This window comes from Psychrobacter sp. CX97, from assembly GCF_057396285.1.
In genome coordinates, this window is sequence record NZ_JBXYJE010000005.1 from 1 (window position 1) to 18,057 (window position 18,057).

At 43.5% G+C, this 18,057-nt stretch carries 12 protein-coding genes, 1 tRNA gene and 1 rRNA gene; 10 read left to right on the forward strand and 4 right to left on the reverse strand.

Going from position 1 to position 18,057, the window contains the following annotated elements:
* Position 1: 1 nt before the first annotated feature.
* From AC2SLL_RS05165 to hisA, 4 genes are all read right to left on the reverse strand, one after another.
* Positions 2 to 78: transfer RNA gene (locus tag AC2SLL_RS05165), tRNA-Ile, on the reverse strand.
* 170 nt (positions 79 to 248) lie between these two features.
* Positions 249 to 1,785 (reverse strand): 16S ribosomal RNA (locus AC2SLL_RS05170).
* Positions 1,786 to 3,222: 1,437 nt separating this feature from the next.
* A complete protein-coding gene (locus tag AC2SLL_RS05175) occupies positions 3,223 to 4,989 on the reverse strand; it encodes a mechanosensitive ion channel domain-containing protein (protein ID WP_486530620.1) in 1,767 nt (588 codons plus the stop codon).
* Between the two features lie 322 nt (positions 4,990 to 5,311).
* The gene (hisA, locus tag AC2SLL_RS05180) at positions 5,312 to 6,091 is read right to left on the reverse strand and encodes a 1-(5-phosphoribosyl)-5-[(5-phosphoribosylamino)methylideneamino]imidazole-4-carboxamide isomerase (RefSeq protein WP_486530621.1); all 780 of its coding nucleotides are present in this window, start codon (positions 6,089 to 6,091) and stop codon (positions 5,312 to 5,314) included.
* A 433-nt stretch (positions 6,092 to 6,524) separates the two neighbouring features.
* Between hisA and AC2SLL_RS05185 the strand changes: the two genes are divergently transcribed.
* The 10 genes from AC2SLL_RS05185 (at position 6,525) to AC2SLL_RS05230 (ending at position 17,981) form a co-directional block, all read left to right on the forward strand.
* A complete protein-coding gene (locus AC2SLL_RS05185; RefSeq protein ID WP_486530622.1) occupies positions 6,525 to 7,889 on the forward strand; it encodes a Na(+)-translocating NADH-quinone reductase subunit A in 1,365 nt (454 codons plus the stop codon).
* Positions 7,890 to 7,894: 5 nt separating this feature from the next.
* Entirely contained in the window at positions 7,895 to 9,127 is a 1,233-nt protein-coding gene (locus tag AC2SLL_RS05190) for an NADH:ubiquinone reductase (Na(+)-transporting) subunit B (RefSeq protein ID WP_486530623.1), read from the forward strand.
* Positions 9,111 to 9,989: a Na(+)-translocating NADH-quinone reductase subunit C gene (locus AC2SLL_RS05195; protein WP_486530624.1), complete on the forward strand. Its 879-nt coding sequence runs from the start codon at positions 9,111 to 9,113 to the stop codon at positions 9,987 to 9,989. Before AC2SLL_RS05190 ends, AC2SLL_RS05195 begins: the two co-directional genes overlap by 17 nt.
* A gap of 1 nt (position 9,990) precedes the next feature.
* On the forward strand, positions 9,991 to 10,665 hold the full coding sequence (locus AC2SLL_RS05200) for an NADH:ubiquinone reductase (Na(+)-transporting) subunit D (RefSeq protein ID WP_486530625.1): 675 nt from the start codon (positions 9,991 to 9,993) through the stop codon (positions 10,663 to 10,665).
* Positions 10,665 to 11,273 carry an NADH:ubiquinone reductase (Na(+)-transporting) subunit E gene (nqrE, locus tag AC2SLL_RS05205; protein WP_486530626.1) on the forward strand — a complete coding sequence of 203 codons (609 nt, stop codon included), beginning with the start codon at positions 10,665 to 10,667 and terminating at the stop codon, positions 11,271 to 11,273. Before AC2SLL_RS05200 ends, nqrE begins: the two co-directional genes overlap by 1 nt.
* Before the next feature lie 76 nt (positions 11,274 to 11,349).
* Entirely contained in the window at positions 11,350 to 12,588 is a 1,239-nt protein-coding gene (gene nqrF / locus AC2SLL_RS05210) for an NADH:ubiquinone reductase (Na(+)-transporting) subunit F (protein ID WP_486530627.1), read from the forward strand.
* Positions 12,589 to 12,852: 264 nt separating this feature from the next.
* Entirely contained in the window at positions 12,853 to 14,043 is a 1,191-nt protein-coding gene (locus AC2SLL_RS05215) for an FAD:protein FMN transferase (protein WP_486530628.1), read from the forward strand.
* Between the two features lie 170 nt (positions 14,044 to 14,213).
* Positions 14,214 to 15,719, forward strand: a complete 1,506-nt coding sequence (gene nhaD / locus AC2SLL_RS05220; protein WP_486530629.1) for a sodium:proton antiporter NhaD — start codon at positions 14,214 to 14,216, stop codon at positions 15,717 to 15,719.
* Positions 15,720 to 15,978: 259 nt separating this feature from the next.
* Entirely contained in the window at positions 15,979 to 16,233 is a 255-nt protein-coding gene (gene nqrM, locus AC2SLL_RS05225) for a (Na+)-NQR maturation NqrM (protein WP_486530630.1), read from the forward strand.
* 464 nt (positions 16,234 to 16,697) lie between these two features.
* The gene (locus tag AC2SLL_RS05230) at positions 16,698 to 17,981 is read left to right on the forward strand and encodes an MFS transporter (protein ID WP_486530631.1); all 1,284 of its coding nucleotides are present in this window, start codon (positions 16,698 to 16,700) and stop codon (positions 17,979 to 17,981) included.
* The last annotated feature ends 76 nt before the right edge of the window (positions 17,982 to 18,057 follow it).

An 18,057-nucleotide genomic window follows, 5' to 3' on the forward strand; every position in this document is an offset into this window, starting at 1 on the left:
ATGGTGGGTCTAGGTGGACTTGAACCACCGACCCCCGCGTTATCAACACGGTGCTCTAACCAGCTGAGCTATAGACCCTGAGAAGCGTTAAAAAATTGCATTGCAATTTTAGCTTCGCAAGGAAAATCCTTTAAATAGGATTTTCAAAAAGCTATGCTATTGCACAATCTTCTAAAGCTTATTAAAGCTTTTATCTACTAAAATCAAAGAACAACTTGTTGTGAATTCTTGCTGACCGAATGCGTCAATAAGGAGGTGATCCAGCCGCAGGTTCCCCTACGGCTACCTTGTTACGACTTCACCCCAGTCATCGACCACACCGTGGTAAGCGCCTCCCCGAAGGTTAGGCTACCCACTTCTGGTGCAATCAACTCCCATGGTGTGACGGGCGGTGTGTACAAGGCCCGGGAACGTATTCACCGCGGCATTCTGATCCGCGATTACTAGCGATTCCGACTTCATGGAGTCGAGTTGCAGACTCCAATCTGGACTACGATAGGCTTTTTGAGATTCGCATCACATCGCTGTGTAGCTGCCCTCTGTACCTACCATTGTAGCACGTGTGTAGCCCTGGTCGTAAGGGCCATGATGACTTGACGTCGTCCCCGCCTTCCTCCAGTTTGTCACTGGCAGTATCCTTAGAGTCCCCGGCATAACCCGCTGGTAACTAAGGAAAAGGGTTGCGCTCGTTGCGGGACTTAACCCAACATCTCACGACACGAGCTGACGACAGCCATGCAGCACCTGTATTCTAATTCCCGAAGGCACTCTCGTATCTCTACAAGATTCTAGATATGTCAAGACCAGGTAAGGTTCTTCGCGTTGCATCGAATTAAACCACATGCTCCACCGCTTGTGCGGGCCCCCGTCAATTCATTTGAGTTTTAACCTTGCGGCCGTACTCCCCAGGCGGTCTACTTATTGCGTTAGCTGCGTCACTAAGGGATCAAGTCCCCCAACGACTAGTAGACATCGTTTACGGCGTGGACTACCAGGGTATCTAATCCTGTTTGCTACCCACGCTTTCGAACCTCAGTGTCAGTATGATGCCAGGAGGCTGCCTTCGCCATCGGTATTCCTTCAGATCTCTACGCATTTCACCGCTACACCTGAAATTCTACCTCCCTCTCACCTACTCTAGCCCAACAGTTTTAGATGCAGTTCCCAGGTTAAGCCCGGGGATTTCACATCTAACTTATTAAGCCACCTACGCTCGCTTTACGCCCAGTAATTCCGATTAACGCTTGCACCCTCTGTATTACCGCGGCTGCTGGCACAGAGTTAGCCGGTGCTTATTCTGCAGCTAATGTCATCGCATACGGGTATTAACCGTATGGTCTTCTTCACTGCTTAAAGTGCTTTACAACCAAAAGGCCTTCTTCACACACGCGGCATGGCTGGATCAGGGTTGCCCCCATTGTCCAATATTCCCCACTGCTGCCTCCCGTAGGAGTCCGGACCGTGTCTCAGTTCCGGTGTGGCTGATCATCCTCTCAGACCAGCTACAGATCGTCGCCTTGGTAGGCCTTTACCCCACCAACTAGCTAATCCGACTTAGGCTCATCCAATAGCGAGAGCGCAAGCGCCCCCTTTTCCCCGTAGGGTGTATGCGGTATTAATACGAGTTTCCCCGTGCTATCCCCCACTACTGGGCAGATTCCTAAGTATTACTCACCCGTCCGCCGCTCGACGCCTGATAGCAAGCTATCATCGTTTCCGCTCGACTTGCATGTGTTAAGCCTGCCGCCAGCGTTCAATCTGAGCCATGATCAAACTCTTCAGTTTAATCTTGCTATGTAACCCTTTAAAGAGGTTACTAAAACTTGGCTCATTCTTTCTGGCGTTCTTCTTTCCGTTCTTTCATAAATGAATTAACTTCGAGTTTTCTTGCTGTTAAGAATGATAATTTTTATAGTTAGTCACTACCCCGATAAGAGATAGCCCCAACTTTAATTTCTCAGCATTCTATGTCAACAAAAATCCACACAAGTTGTTCTTTGATTCTAGTTTTTAAATAGTTGACTTATCTCGTCGTCCGAGGTAAGTTATTCACTAATAATGTAATAATAAGCTATCTGCCGTTCTTACTTAGTGAGCCGTCTAGTATATGGTCTAACTATATATCTGTCAAGCTTTTATTTATTCTTCATTTAGGTTCCTAAAGCTCTAAACCTTCTCTTTCAAGTCAGGTTGTTTACTTCGTTTCCTTTAATGAGGTGCGTATTATAGACGCTTTTTTTTGTGTGTCAAGAAGTTTTTTTATCCTAGTTTTAAGTGCTTCCTGCCTTCTGACAATTAACACTTAATCCTTCTTCGCTTCCCTCTTTCAACCGCCCTGATCCCTTCTCTTCAAAGTGATCAATACTGCTTGCTAGGTTCGCTTTCTTATCAACAGGTGGCGTAGTATATACTCTTTTTTAATGCGGTCAAGCGGTTTTTGTGTTTTTTTGCCCTTTTAAAAAAATCTGATTTTAAAGGTGTCTTTGTAATTGGATACTGACGTTATAAGAGTGTTTGGTATGAGCGCATAGTAACCGTCTTAAATACTTTTGTTAGCGTATACAACATTCATAATTTCTAGCTTTTATAAGGGTCTGCGTTTTTCAATATAAGTATTGCTTGGTAGTGACCAGTTTCTGTAATCTAGAAGAAAAGCCTACTAAAAGATCAGCCAGTCATAGTGTATTTCTCTCCTTATTAACTATGTATATTAGAAATTTACTGACCTTCTTATAAGTTATTAGTTATTAGCGTTGCTTCTCTTCTTGTTATTTTGTGTGTCCAAGATAACGCTAGAGAATAGTATTAGTAGTACAATTTCAAATAACATTCTTTCTTATTATGATAATGAAAACAAAACGCTGGTTGATTCCTTAGTCTTTTCTCTTGCTATTGCTATTGTGTTAAAAGGATTGAAACTCACTGATAAACAAGCCCATTGATTTGAGGGTATTATAAAGCGGGTGTTTTATATCGTCTGATAGTGATAAGAATTTGATGTGACCGCTAGCCCTGATTGAAGCGGATATACTGACAGATTGGGCAGGATGCGGTGGTCAGACTTGGGGTGGCGCGCGAAGCAGGCGACAACCTAAGCTGATACCACTGCCCTGTTCAGGCTGGCAGATAGTAGTGTAAAGCAGGATCGGCTACAGTACAGCGGTTTGATGACTTGTTATGATGTCATGACCTGTTATGCGCGGATTAGGGCATGAAAGGGGGTCATTCCTGTGGGCTGTTACTGTCTAATAGGTCTTTGTCCCCTGAGCCATCCTGAATCTCTTCCTCTACTTTTTGCATGAGTTTGGGGTCTGGTCGGGCATCGAGCATGTCATCTGACTGTTGATTTCCTAATATTTGCTTGGCACGTTGCTTCGCTTTTTGTTTCTCTCGTAAGTCAACTTTCTCCGCCTCATTCGGTAAGCGAGGAGCGTCTGTCGCGGGTTGTTGAGGCCTATCATTGTCAGGGTAATCGCCATCAGCAACCACGGTTGCACTATGTACCGTCGCACTAGTTAAGTGCTTAATGGCGTCTTCTAGATCGCCATTAAAACGCATACGATAAATAGGTTCTGGTAAGCTGAAGCCTTTTTCTTCCAGGGCATGTTTGGCTTCACGGATGGCGATACTACGTGCCTTTAAAAAATCTGTGTCGGTTTGGTCTACCCATACTTGAAACTCTAATACGATATTGGAGTCGCCAACTTCGTCAATGATAGCAATTGCTTTGGGGTCTTTAAGTATAAAGTCCAGCTCATTAATGGCATCTATACTTACTTTAATCGCAGCAAGCGGGTCATCATTAGCATCTACGCCCAGCTTAAAACTGAAACGGCGTTCTGGGTTCTTGGTGTAGTTTAAGATAGTGGCTTTAAATACCTCGGAGTTCGGTATACGCAGCTGATTGCCATCTGATGTCATCAAAATGGTAGCCCTACTGGTTAAACGCACGACGATACCTTCTTGACCATTAATGTCGACGAAGTCTCGCGCTCTAAAGGGCTGACGAACACTGAGCATGAGGGAGGCGATGTAGTTTTCAATGGTATCTTTTACCGCAAAGCCGACTGCAATACCAATAACGCCAGCCCCACCTAACAGGGTACCAATAATCGCTTCGGCGCCTATTAAGCTGAGCGCCAATATCAACCCAATCACGATAAAAACGACCTTAACAGATTGTGATAATAGTTCGGCCACAAAGGGATTGGGGGTAATGCGTTGCCAAAGTGAACCACGGCGAGACAACCAAGAGCCGAACCATACGACGGCAACAAATACCAAAATAGCTACCAATAATAATGGCAATGCTTGAATAAAGCTTTGTGCCTGCTGCTTTAACCCTGTAATCACTGGGGTCACGTTGTCTTGCACATCTAGGGTACGGCTGATGCGATCTTCCACTGCCACCACATCGCTGACTCGATTGGCTAAATTGATGGCCTGTTGCGCTTTTTTCTCATTTGGCACGTTGCCCGATAAGCTTACCACCCCCTGATTGACTCTGATGGTAATGGCTTTCAACCCTTCAATTTCTGAAAAAATACCGGTAATGCGTTGCTTTATATCGCTGTCATTGACCTGATCTGGTTTGGTCGCAATGACGGTGTCTTTTTCTGTTAAATTGCCTGCCGCAGGCACATTGCCAGTGTTTGGGGTATGTGGCTTTAGCGCCTCAAAAGGCTTAGTATCATTGACGTTATCGCTCAAATCTGTTTCTGATTCTGTTTGCGGCAATGCTGTTGGCTGAGTGTCTGAAACCGTTGTCTGTTGTGTAGACGACTGCTCGTGTTGATCAGGATGCACTCCCTCTACCGCTTGCGCAGATAGGATAGACAGGCAAAACGCCCAAATCCCAAACCACAGGGGTAAAAAGCGTAGCGAGCCATTTTCAATCAAACGTCTTTTAATAAGCGGGTTTTTAATAGGATGTGGTGTAACGTAAGCGGTTGCTTTATCGGTACACGGCAAGTTAACAGGCGGTGTCATTATCTACCAGTCCTTTTTATGGGGTTGCTATTATGAGCTTGCTATGGATTAAATTTGGGTTGAATAAATGTCAATAGAGGCCACAACTTATCCCTATTATCCAGTCATTATCTCTTCACTTTTATGCTGTTGGTTGTTTTTAGCTTTACTCGTTCTTGCACCAGCTATTCATAGGATTAACTCTATACAGAACATAGAGGATACAAACCATACAGGCGATTACTATAGTCGGCCAACTTTTCAGATTGATTGACTATAGCTATATATATTGTCTTGTCACAATAGCTAAAATTCTGCTGACGACCTAAGCTATCTAGATAAGCTATTTGTCTAAATAATACTGAGCTTCGCCTAAATCTAAAGTGCCTTCATAAATAGCACGTCCTGTAATAATGCCTTCAATACAGTCGCCGTAAGGTTTAAGGAGTTCAATATCCTTCATGTCAGTTACGCCACCTGAGGCGATAACGGGAATGCCACCTGTGCGGGCAAGATTGACCGTTTGTTCAACGTTTACGCCTTGCATCATGCCGTCTCGGGCGATATCGGTATACACAATGGAGGAGACGCCAGCATCTGCGAAGCGTTTGGCAAGTTCTGTGGCTTTTACATCCGTCACATTCGCCCAGCCGTGCGTCGCAACCATACCCTCTTTGGCATCAATTCCGACAATAATGTGACCGCCAAATTCACGGCAGGCTTCTTCAACAAATTCAGGATTTTCAACGGCTTTGGTGCCAATAATGATATAGGTCAGTCCTGCGGTTATATACTGTTCGATGGTGTGTAGGCTACGCACGCCTCCCCCTAATTGAACGGGTAGCTTAGGATACGCCTTGGCAATCTCTGTAACCACATCTTTGTGTACGGGTACGCCATCGAATGCTCCGTTTAAATCCACTAAATGTAACCTGCGGGCGCCTTCGTTAACCCAACGGGTTGCCATTGCCACAGGATCGTCTGAAAAAACGGTGTCATCTTCCATACGTCCTTGTTTGAGACGCACACATTTGCCATCTTTTAAATCTATTGCGGGAATGATTAATGGTGATACTGGAGCGAATGGTTTGTCTAATACATTGGTTTTATCGGGATTATTCATACAAAGCCTCAAGCTTAGTTACATAAGTGAGTAGATTTCTATATTTGTTTCATATCTAAATACAGTTGAGAACGGCTAAAGCCTTAACTATATTATCTATAATTGCAAGAAAATAAGCGTTAAGGCTAGCAATAATTCGTAAACAGACTGGCAATTTTATGGTAATTTGACGTATAATCCTAGGTTAAATTGTATATGTATTTTGGTAGCCAGTCGCCACTGTCTTCAATTTTAAGAGGTAAGGACGGGTGTACACGCCAGTTTTTATAGGTTTTATGCGCATGTTTAAGTCTGTTACGCATTATTTTCACAACACATTAAAACCACCTCTTATCTTCGTGATGCCACACTTTTAGTTCCACAGCACCACTTGTGGCTTGCTAATGCTGAACAGGACGTCTGGCTCTTCTTCGCTTATGGAATAAGTTCGCTTATGATTACCATCAAAAAGGGGCTTGATTTGCCCATTGCTGGCGCACCTAGCAGTGAAATCACCCAGCATTCGCCAAAGCACGTTGCTCTTGTCGGCTACGATTATGTCGGCATGAAGCCTACAATGAACGTTAAAGTTGGTGATATCGTCACCAAAGGCCAGCCTGTTTATGAAGATAAAAAACGGGCTGGTGTCATTTATACCGCACCCGCTTCAGGTAAGGTAGTCCAGATAAATCGTGGCGAGCGTCGTATATTCGAAAGCCTAGTCATTAAGGTTGATCCCTCTGGTGGCGAGGTAGAGTTTAATAAATATGACTCAGCTGAATTGGCACGACTTGATCCAGAAGCGGTTGAAGCTCAGCTAATCAAGTCAGGCGAATGGGTCGCTTTTCGTACCCGCCCTTACAGCCGCAGTCCAGAAATCGGCGCTCGCCCTCAGGCCATATTTGTTACTGCTATGGATACCAATCCATTAGCGTTTGACCCTATGGTGCTAATTAGTGAAGAAGCTCAAGCTTTTAATGATGGTCTAGCAGTACTGTCAGTACTATCGCCAAAAACATATGTTTGTTATGATGGTAACTCAAGCTTCCCGAAAGTGACTGACACAGCAACTAGTATTGCAGCTGGTAACGCTACTGAATATCATGCATTTAGTGGTGTACATCCAGCCGGTAATGCCGGCACGCACATTCACTTTTTGCATCCGGTCAGTCGCAATGTTACCGTTTGGACCATAGGTTACCAAGATGTAATTGCCATTGGTAAGCTTTTTACCACGGGACAATTATATACGCGTCGTTTGGTCAGCTTGGCCGGACCCGGAGTTGCTAAACCACGTCTTGTACTGACAGAGCGCGGTGCTGACGTGACAGAGCTCACTCATGGAGAGCTTGTCGGTAACGATAACCGCATCATATCTGGCTCAGTATTGTCAGGTCGTAAGACGATTCCCACCACCTGCTATCTTGGACGCTTCCACAATCAAGTGAGTGTGTTGGCAGAAGGTCACGAGCGTCCAGCCTTTCACTTCTTTAGGTTGGGTTCAAACCGTTTCTCCAAACTGCCTATATATATTTCTCAGTTTTTTAGTGGCAAAAAATACAACTTTACAACAACTACCAACGGCTCACCTCGTGCGATGGTGCCTATTGGTGTCTATGAAAAAGTTATGCCGCAAGATTACCTGCCAACGCAGTTGTTGCGAGCTTTGATTGTTGAAGATATTGTCTCAGCAGTAGACCTTGGTGCTTTAGAGCTTGATGAAGAAGACTTGGCACTGTGCACCTTTGTATCGCCAGGTAAGTATGAATTTGGCGATATCTTGCGTGATAACTTAACTCGCATTGAGCTGGAGGGCTAACGCTAATGAAATTTATACATAATATGTTTGACCGCCTAGAGCCTTCCTTTACTAAAGGCGGCAAATTTGAAAAGTACTACGCTGTATTTGAGATGTTTGATACCTTCTTACGTCAGCCTAGTAGTACTACGCATTCAGCCTCGCATGTGCGTGACGGTATTGACTTAAAACGTATCATGATCGTGGTTTGGTTATGTACCTTTCCTGCTATGTTCTGGGGTATGTACAATGTCGGGTTTCAGGCACTAACAGCTATTCAACAACTTGGTCTACAGCCTGAAGGATGGCGCACTGTCATTACTAATATGGCAGGCTATGACCCCAACAGTATTTGGGCAGCTTTCGTATACGGCGCCATGCAGTTTCTACCCATCTATATCGTTACCTTTGCGGTTGGTATTGCATGGGAGATAATTTTTGCGGTGGTGCGTGGTCACGAAGTTAACGAAGGGTTCTTTGTAACCTCTGTACTGTTTGCGCTTTGTTTACCCCCAGATATTCCATTATGGCAAGTGGCCTTAGGGATCTCCTTTGGCGTTGTGGTTGCAAAAGAGGTGTTTGGTGGTACGGGTAAGAACTTCTTGAACCCTGCGCTAGCTGGTCGTGCTTTCCTCTACTTCGCTTATCCTGCTTACATGTCAGGCGAAACGGTATGGACGGCAGTTGATGGCTTTTCAGGAGCAACGCCCCTAGGTCTTGCGGCGATTGGCATTAGCCCTGATCAGTTTGTTGATGCGTATGGCAATGCCATCACTTGGATGGATGCCTTCTTAGGCAATATGCAAGGCAGTATCGGCGAGGTATCAACCCTAGCCATTTTAATTGGTGCCGTATTCCTGCTTTGGACGCGTATCGCATCTTGGCGCATTATGGCGGGCTGTGTGGTTGGCTTAGTTGCTACGTCGCTTGTATTCAACATCGTTGGGTCAGAAAGCAATCTTATGATGAGTTTGCCATTCCACTGGCATCTGGTATTAGGTGGCTTTGCTTTTGGTGCGGTATTTATGGCAACTGACCCAGTGTCTGCTGCTCATACCAATAAAGGGCGCTGGGCATACGGGATACTCATTGGTTTTATGACTGTGTTAATCCGTGTTGTTAACCCTGCCTTCCCCGAAGGTATTATGCTGGCTATCTTATTCGCTAACTTGTTTGCGCCTTTATTTGACTACTTTGTCACTCAAGCAAACATCAAACGTCAAACCGCTCGGAGGATGCGTCATGTCCCAGCAGACTGATCAAAAAGCTAAGAAAAGCTCAAACTCAAACATGACTACCATCATGGTGGCACTAGTCTTGTGCTTGGTGTGTTCCGTCTTGGTATCAGCCGTAGCCGTAGGCTTAAAGCCAGCGCAAGTCAAAAACCAAATGTTGGATCTTAATAAAAACATCTTGGTTGCAGCAGGTCTCTTTGATCCTATAACAGATACTAACGAAGATGTTGCTGAACGTTTTGAAGATTTTGACGTTAAGCTTGTTGATTTACAAAGTGGGAAGTACGCGACTGAAGATCAACTCTCAGAAGTAGGTATTACCGATGTTAATAGTTACGATGCGAATCAAGCCGCAAAAAATGCTGCTTTAAGTACAGATCTTGGTAACAATGACCCTGCTAGCATCGGTGCAACCCCCAAATTTGCAAAAGTATTTGTTAAAAACGATGCCAAGGGCAATCCTGAACTGATGGTCTTACCCATTCATGGATATGGCCTTTGGGGTACTATTTATGGCTTCTTAACCCTAGAGAGCGACTTAAACACCATTAAAGGTATCAGCTGGTACTCTCATAAAGAAACACCGGGTCTGGGCGCGCGTATTGAAGAGAAAAAATGGCGCGATCAATGGCAAGGGGTCAATGCTTATAGTGAGCAAGGCGAAGTCGAAGTTGGCGTGGGTAAGGGTAAACCTATTGATGGCATTAGTGGTGCGACACTAACCAGTAAAGGGGTTAACAACCTAGTGCAATTTTGGCTTGGCGATCAAGGCTATAAACCATTTTTAGATAATTTACGTGGTGGCAGCGCAGGCGGTAATGATAAAGCAGATACTAAAGAAGATTTAGCTGCTCAAGCAGTAACCACTGCGGGCGAGGAGGCATAACATGGCTACAGATACAAAAAAAATCTTAACTACGCCGATATTTGATAATAACCCAATTGCCCTACAAATCTTGGGTATCTGTTCGGCGCTAGCAGTAACCACAAGTGTTAAAAACGCACTGGTTATGTGTATTGCATTAACCCTTGTGACTGCATTCTCAAGTTTCTTTATCTCAACAATTCGTAACCGCATTCCATCTAGCATCCGTATCATCGTGCAAATGACCATTATTGCCTCTCTGGTTATCGTGGTTGACCAAATTCTAAAAGCAGTGGCTTACGATGTGAGCAAATCACTTTCTGTATTCGTCGGGCTAATTATTACAAACTGTATTGTTATGGGTCGGGCTGAAGCGTTTGCAATGAGCAACCCTCCTGTACCAAGCTTTTTAGATGGCATTGGTAATGGCCTTGGCTACTCAGCTGTTTTATTATTTGTCGCCGTAATTCGTGAATTATTAGGTAGCGGTAGTCTCTTAGGTATTACCCTTTTAAATCCAGTGACTGATGGCGGTTGGTATGTGCCTAATGGCTTGTTATTACTACCTCCCTCAGCGTTTTTTATTATTGGGTTGTTCATTACTATTATTCGTATATGGAAGCCTGAGCAAGTTGAGGAACCTGAGTTTGTCATGAAACCCCAATCTAAAGGCCTAGCTCATGGAGGAGGACACTAATGGGACACTATACTAGTCTATTTATTACGTCTGTTTTTATTGAAAACATGGCTTTGGCCTATTTCTTGGGGATGTGTACCTTTCTAGCTGTCTCAAAAAAGGTCTCCACCGCACTAGGGCTTGGTATTGCTGTCATCGCCGTGATGACCATTACTGTTCCTTTAAATAACCTGTTATACCAGTTTATTTTAAAGAGTGGCGCACTGGATTGGGCAGGCTTTCCGAATATGGATCTCAGCTTCTTAGGGTTACTAAGCTATATTGCACTTATCGCAGCAACCGTTCAGATTCTAGAGATGTTTTTGGATAAATTTGTCCCATCGCTTTATAACGCCCTTGGGGTATTTTTACCGCTAATCACTGTGAACTGCGCTATCTTAGGCGGTGTCTTATTCATGGTTGAGCGTGACTATAACTTTACTGAATCTGTTACTTATGGTATTGGTGCAGGCTTTGGCTGGGCTTTAGCGATTGCATTACTGGCTGGTATCCGTGAAAAGCTAAAGTATTCGGACGTACCTGCCCCCTTACGCGGCCTAGGTATTACCTTTATTACTGTCGGATTGATGTCGCTAGGATTCATGTCATTTGGTGGCATGTCAATTTAAACGATTTGCCTATCCTAAATCATGCCTAAATGATGATGAACAAGCGATTTTTAATATTTAAATAAGGACAAGAATCATGGAGTTATTTGGTACCGCCATTGGCGGCGTCGCCATGTTTACCCTGATTATCATGAGTTTGGTAGCTATTATTTTGGTAGCTCGCTCAAGATTAGTCAGCTCAGGGGATGTCACCATTCATATTAATGACGATCCTGACAATGATGTGGTGACACCTGCTGGTGGCAAATTACTACAAACCCTAGCAAGTGAAGGTATTTTCTTATCTTCTGCTTGTGGTGGTGGTGGTACATGCGGTCAGTGTACATGTAAAGTTCTCGAAGGTGGCGGGTCAATCCTACCAACCGAAGAAGGTCATTTTACTCAAGGCGAAATCCGCGATAACATGCGTCTGGCTTGTCAGGTTGCTGTCAAGCAAGATATGAAAATTGAGATTGATCCCGAGTTCTTTGATGTGCAGAAATGGGAATGTGAAGTTGTGTCTAACAACAACGTGGCAACGTTCATTAAAGAGCTGGTGTTGAAAATTCCTGACGGTGAAGAAGTTAACTTCCGTGCTGGCGGTTATGTTCAGCTCGAAGCGCCACCGCATGAAGTCCACTACAAAGACTTTGACGTCGATGAAGAGTATCGTGGCGATTGGGAGAAATTTGGCTTATATAAATACGTATCTAAAGTGGATGAACCCGTTATCCGTGCTTACTCAATGGCTAACTACCCAGATGAGAAAGGTATTATTAAGTTCAATATTCGTATTGCAAGTCCACCGCCTCGTGGTCCAGACGGGATTCCACCAGGCAAAATGTCTTCCTATGTATTTAGTCTAAAACCAGGTGATAAAATAACCGTTTCAGGGCCATATGGTGAGTTCTTTGCTAAAGACACTGAGGCAGAAATGGTGTTTGTTGGTGGTGGTGCAGGTATGGCACCAATGCGCTCACACATTTTCGATCAGCTTAAGCGGCTACACTCTAAGCGTAAAATTACTTTCTGGTATGGGGCGCGATCTGTACGTGAAATGTTTTACGTTGAAGACTACGACACCCTTGCTGAGGAGTTTGATAACTTTGAATGGCACGTTGCCCTATCAGATCCACAGCCAGAAGATAACTGGGAAGGTTACACTGGATTTATCCATAATGTACTTTATGAAGAGTACCTTAAAGATCATCCAAACCCTGAAGACTGTGAATATTATATGTGTGGGCCACCGGTTATGAATGCGGCAGTGATTGATATGCTACACGGCTTAGGCGTAGAAGACGAAAACATCTTACTTGATGATTTTGGTGGTTAATGCTGGGTGGTTAATCAACAGTTACCCTAACACAGAATAATATATGCTAAATTAAGAGTCTCTAAGGAGGCTCTTTTTTTATACAGTGTCTTTTATGTTGAGCCTTCTGTTAATTCAGCCAACATCTCTCTATTAAATGGCTCTTAAATTTAGAAACACTCGCCCCTCCCCTATCTGTGTTTCATTCTTGACTTGAAGGGAATGAATAATTGGATATGTCACACAACTTATTTAACAAGACAGAATTAATAAGAAAAGACGCTTATGAGAAGACAGTTTAAAAAACCAACCCTATGGATTACTGGCGCATCAAGTAGTAGCCTCTTTCTTGCTTCTGCTATAAGCCTAAGCGCCTGTCAACAAGCCCCTCAATATGACTATATTGAAGGCGAGACGATGGGCACCAGTTATCATATTCGTTATCAACAACCTGACAATATAGATATTGCAGACATAAGTCAGGCAGTTGATGCGCGTTTAATTGAGATAAACGACAGCATGTCGACTTACCAAGATGACTCAACAATCTCAAAGTTCAATAGACTGGCTGCGGATACGTCAATAACGGTTGATGACGATTTTATCAAAGTCTTACAAGACTCTAAGCAGGTCTATGAGCAATCTGGTGGCGCATTTGACCCTACTGTCATGCCCTTAATTAATCTTTGGGGCTTTGGTAGTGTCAGAACGGTCGATCGGTTGCAAAATCCCCCGAGCCTCGATGATATTAAGGCGACTAAATCGCTTATGGGTTTTGATGACATTGTCTTATCGGGCAATACTCTAACCAAAACAAAAAAAGGGGTGGCGTTGGATTTTTCTGCTGTGGCAAAAGGCTACGCTGTGGATGCTATCGCAAATGTTTTATCTAATCGCTATAAAATCAATAACTACATGGTTGAGATTGGCGGAGAAGTGGCAACGTCAGGAGTGAATGCGCAAACAAACCCATGGCAGATTGCCATCGATGCGCCTGTCATTGACAGTAGTGTAACCGAACGTCAAACCATTGCAGGTATTCGTCAGCCTAGCCCTCAAAATAAATTACATTTAGCCACTTCAGGCAACTACCGAAATTCTGTTGTATTTGATAATAAGCGTTATAGCCATACTATTGACCCGACCACTGGGCAACCTATCAGTGGCGGAGCGCCATCTGTATCCGTCGTTGCTGAATCAGTATCACTAGCCGATGCTTGGGCAACCGCACTCACAGCGATGACGTATGAGAAAGCATTAAAGACGGCAACAGAGAACAATCTAGCGGCAATGTTTATCATTCCTAAAGATGGCAATATGGAAGGAACGTTTTCTACAACAAATGACACGCCTATTGATACCGCCAACCAAAACCAATCAGGTACTCAAAATGTAGAGACAGGTCGTTTGCTCGATAAGTGGGAAATAGTGGAAACCCCTGTGATGAAAGCACTACGAGCTGGAAAAGCTAACTAGTGTTTTTTAAATTTCATTACCCATTATCCACTGAAGCGTCTGTTATGCTAAATCCAACTGGGCAAACCATTCCAATAGTGAAATCGTTACATATATTAATTTTTGTAAATGGTTTAGAATAGTCTGGATTTATATATTAACGAGACGTTTACAGTAAGGACATACATACAATGATTTATTCATTGATGGCGCTAGTATTTGTACTAGGCTACATCGCTATTGCTCTAGAACATAACTTTCATATAGATAAAGCGGCATCGGCTCTCCTTACTGCAACCATTATTTGGACACTGCTTGTATTTGGTGCAGACACTTTACTTGCCGATCATCTAACCAGCCCAGCAGATAGCCATAACGTCTCGCAGTTATTAAACACCGAGCTTAAGCATCATTTAGCCGAGATTGCTGAAATTTTATTTTTCTTAATGGGTGCTATGGTCATCGTAGAATTAGTGGATGCGCATGATGGCTTTGCTGCCATTACCAACCGTATTCGCACCTCTAGTGCCATTAAGCTTTTATGGACAATTGGTACACTTACCTTTTTCTTCTCAGCACTTCTAGACAATCTAACCACGACCATTGTGATGGTATCGCTACTGCGTAAATTGGTAGAGGATAAAGAGCTGCGCTGGTGGTATGCGGGTATTGTTGTTGTCTGTGCAAATGCAGGCGGAGCATGGTCTCCTATTGGGGATGTGACCACCACCATGTTATGGATTGGTAACCAAGTGACCGCTAGCCGTATTATCGTCGATCTTCTTGTACCAAGCTTAGTGGCCGCTATTGTACCTTTAATACTGCTAAGTCTGCTATTCAGGGGCAAAGAAGTAAATCGTCCCAAACCCATTAAAGCCGCGGTGCAATCCACAAGCAGTAACTATCTAGGAGATGACTCAGGGGAGGTTCAAACACCCGCTATGGTAATGGCAGGGATACCAGCCAGCTCCCATGAACTTGCCGATGATTCCAACCTTGAATTGACGGCAGCGCAGCAGCATGTTAGCAGTCGAATGCGTCTTAGTGTGCTGCTGCTTGGTTTAGGCGCACTTGCTTTTGTGCCGGTTTTTAAAACCATTACTCATCTGCCGCCTTATATGGGTATTTTATTTGGGGTTGGTGTACTTTGGGTATTCACTGAAATTGCCCATCGCCATGAGGATTGGTACGTTAAAAAGCATGTCACTGTTGTTGGGGTCTTATCCCGTGTTGATATGCCAAGTATTTTATTCTTCTTAGGTATTTTACTTGCGGTGGCAGGTCTGGCTACGGCAGGTCATTTAACGGATGTGGCGCTGTGGCTTGACCAGTCTATTGGCAATTTATACATTATCAACGTATTTATTGGCTTGTTATCCTCTTTGGTCGATAACGTCCCCTTAGTCGCTGGTGCAATGAAAATGTACCCTCTTCTGACCGACTCAACTATCGCAGGTTTAACAGGTGATGAGCTTGCCCGTCAAGGTCAGTTTTTACAAGATGGTGCGTTTTGGCACTTTTTAGCTTACTGTGCGGGTACTGGCGGTAGCTGCTTAATTATTGGTTCTGCAGCTGGAGTCGCGGCCATGGGTATGGAGAAAATTCCATTTATGTGGTATTTAAAACGCATCAGTTGGCTTGCCCTAATCGGTTACTTAGCGGGCGCCGTCACTTATATCGGCATTCACGTGATCTAACGTTTAATTCATCACTCGGATTACCGCATTCATTTGCGTATTTAATACAATTCTTTTGAGTATTTATACGATAAGGTAAGCCCACTGTTGTTATAAATGCACTGTGTTAAAATGTCTATATATAAACTGACATTTATATAATAAATCTGTTGGCTTACTAGCTTTATATCTAAGAGTTGTCTGCATCTTTCAGAGCGCTTGTTATAGGGCTCTTTTTATACGGTCGCGCCAACTCTCACTCAAACATGTCGAGGTATGTATGCTCGCTCAATTACTCCCTATCTTTGCAGTTACCTTCACTATATTTGTGCTTTTTTTCTTATTTATGGGTATCGGCTATATGATAAAAAAAGAGCCACTGCGTGGCTCGTGCGGGCGTGTGGCGAACTTAATGGGTGATGAAACTTGCCAGTTTTGTGGCGATGATCCCAATAAATGTGATAAAAGCTCTGGGGAAGAAAAATTAAGATTCAATGTCGAAAAAGCAAAGCAGCTCGGTAAATCTATTACCTAGATTAAAACTGACACAATAAAGCCATTAACTATTAATTTTACTCAATTAGTATTGGCTTTGCTTTATTTCATTCATTAGAATAGTAAGATAGAAAATAGAAAAAAGCTTGCTGAATGAATAGACACTCAGTGATGCTTCTATCACTAACCATCGCCTCATTGCGGTGGTTTTTACTATGCTTATTAGAATGTATGTTAGTAAGGTGTATCCTCATTTAGCTTATGAGGGACAAAATAAGATAAATCATCATCAAACACAAATGGTTTTGAAGGACATAATTGCATATTAACTAGAAATCATAGCCAGTTTGCGATAATTTGGCCGTTTGTGAACCATGAGATTCAAGTTACTGTATGTAAGTTAATTTATGTCAGTTACTGTATGTAAGTTGCTTAAAAAGAGGACACGCCCTAACCAGTAAAAAAAACTAATGTTAACTGAAGATAAAGGCTAATTGATTAGCTATGTCACATACTACTCCCAACCAACCTGTTAGCTTAAAATCAAGCCCCACTCACATACGCAAGTCCCATTCAAACCCTAATACGTCTCGTACTATCTTTTGGTTGGTTCTAATTGCTATAGTATTGCTCTCTGCCAATATGAGATCTCCATTTGTCGCACTAGGATCAATTGCGCCTGTCGTCCAAGATGCTTTGAATATTAGTGAATGGCATATAGGATGGTTAGGCTCTGTACCCATGATTATGTTCGCGTTGGGCGCACTTCTTTCGCCCAGCATTGCCAAACGTTTCGGTATTGAAAACACGTTAATCATGGCGCTTATCGTACTGACATTTGGGCTAATATTACGCACAGTTTGGGTAAGCTGGTCTGGCTTCTTAACGGGAACTTTACTACTGTCATTTGCCATCGGTTTTGCCAACACCTTGGCGGCCCCTGTTATTAAGCAAAGAACCCCCAACAACATCCCTCTTATTACAGGTTTATTTAGTTTAACCATGGCGGTAATGGCCGGTATTGCAGCAGCAGTTGTTTATCCCATGAGTGAAAGAGTGGGCTGGCAATGGGCTTTAGGTAGCTGGGCTATCTTAGGTATAGCAGCAATCATAGCTTGGGTTATTCTACGTTTAGAACTAGGCTCTTCACATCAATTGCCTTCATCAATGGACGCGTCGAGCAGCGAAATAGCAGATGAAATTTCAGTATGGCGTTTACCATTAGCATGGCAAATAGCGATATTTATGGGCTTACAGTCTTTGTTGTTTTATGTGGTTGCCAGCTTCATGCCCTCGATATGGATTAGTAAGGGGTTATCTCAAGTTGAAGGGGGTAACATGGGGTCAATATTCCAACTGGTAGCTCCCGCTACTGTTATTGGTATAACTTGGTTTATTCGCAGTGGTCATTCAATACAAAAAATTGCCGTGATATCGGCTCTCTTAAATGTTATTGGCGTCTTCGGTATGACCTATCTCTCAGCTTCCCTAGCATGGTTATGGAGTATTTTTATGGGGATTGGATGTGCGGGAATTTTTACGCTAATGATGATATTATTTTCTATACGTAGCTATACGCCTATTCAAGCCAGCAAGCTATCTGGCATGGCACAAACAATTGCGTATTTGGTGGCTTTTACTGGTCCCTATGGTGCTGGTTGGTTACATGAACAAACTCACGGATGGGATACGCCTTTGATGTTTATATTGATACTTACCGCACTTAACGTTGTCATGGCGTGGTTTGCGACTCGACCTATCATGGTTGATGGACGCCCCGCTCATTAAAATATCTCACTGTCGAAACTTAATCGGCATAATATGTTAATTGGCATAGCAGTTTAATGAAGATAGCATCATACTT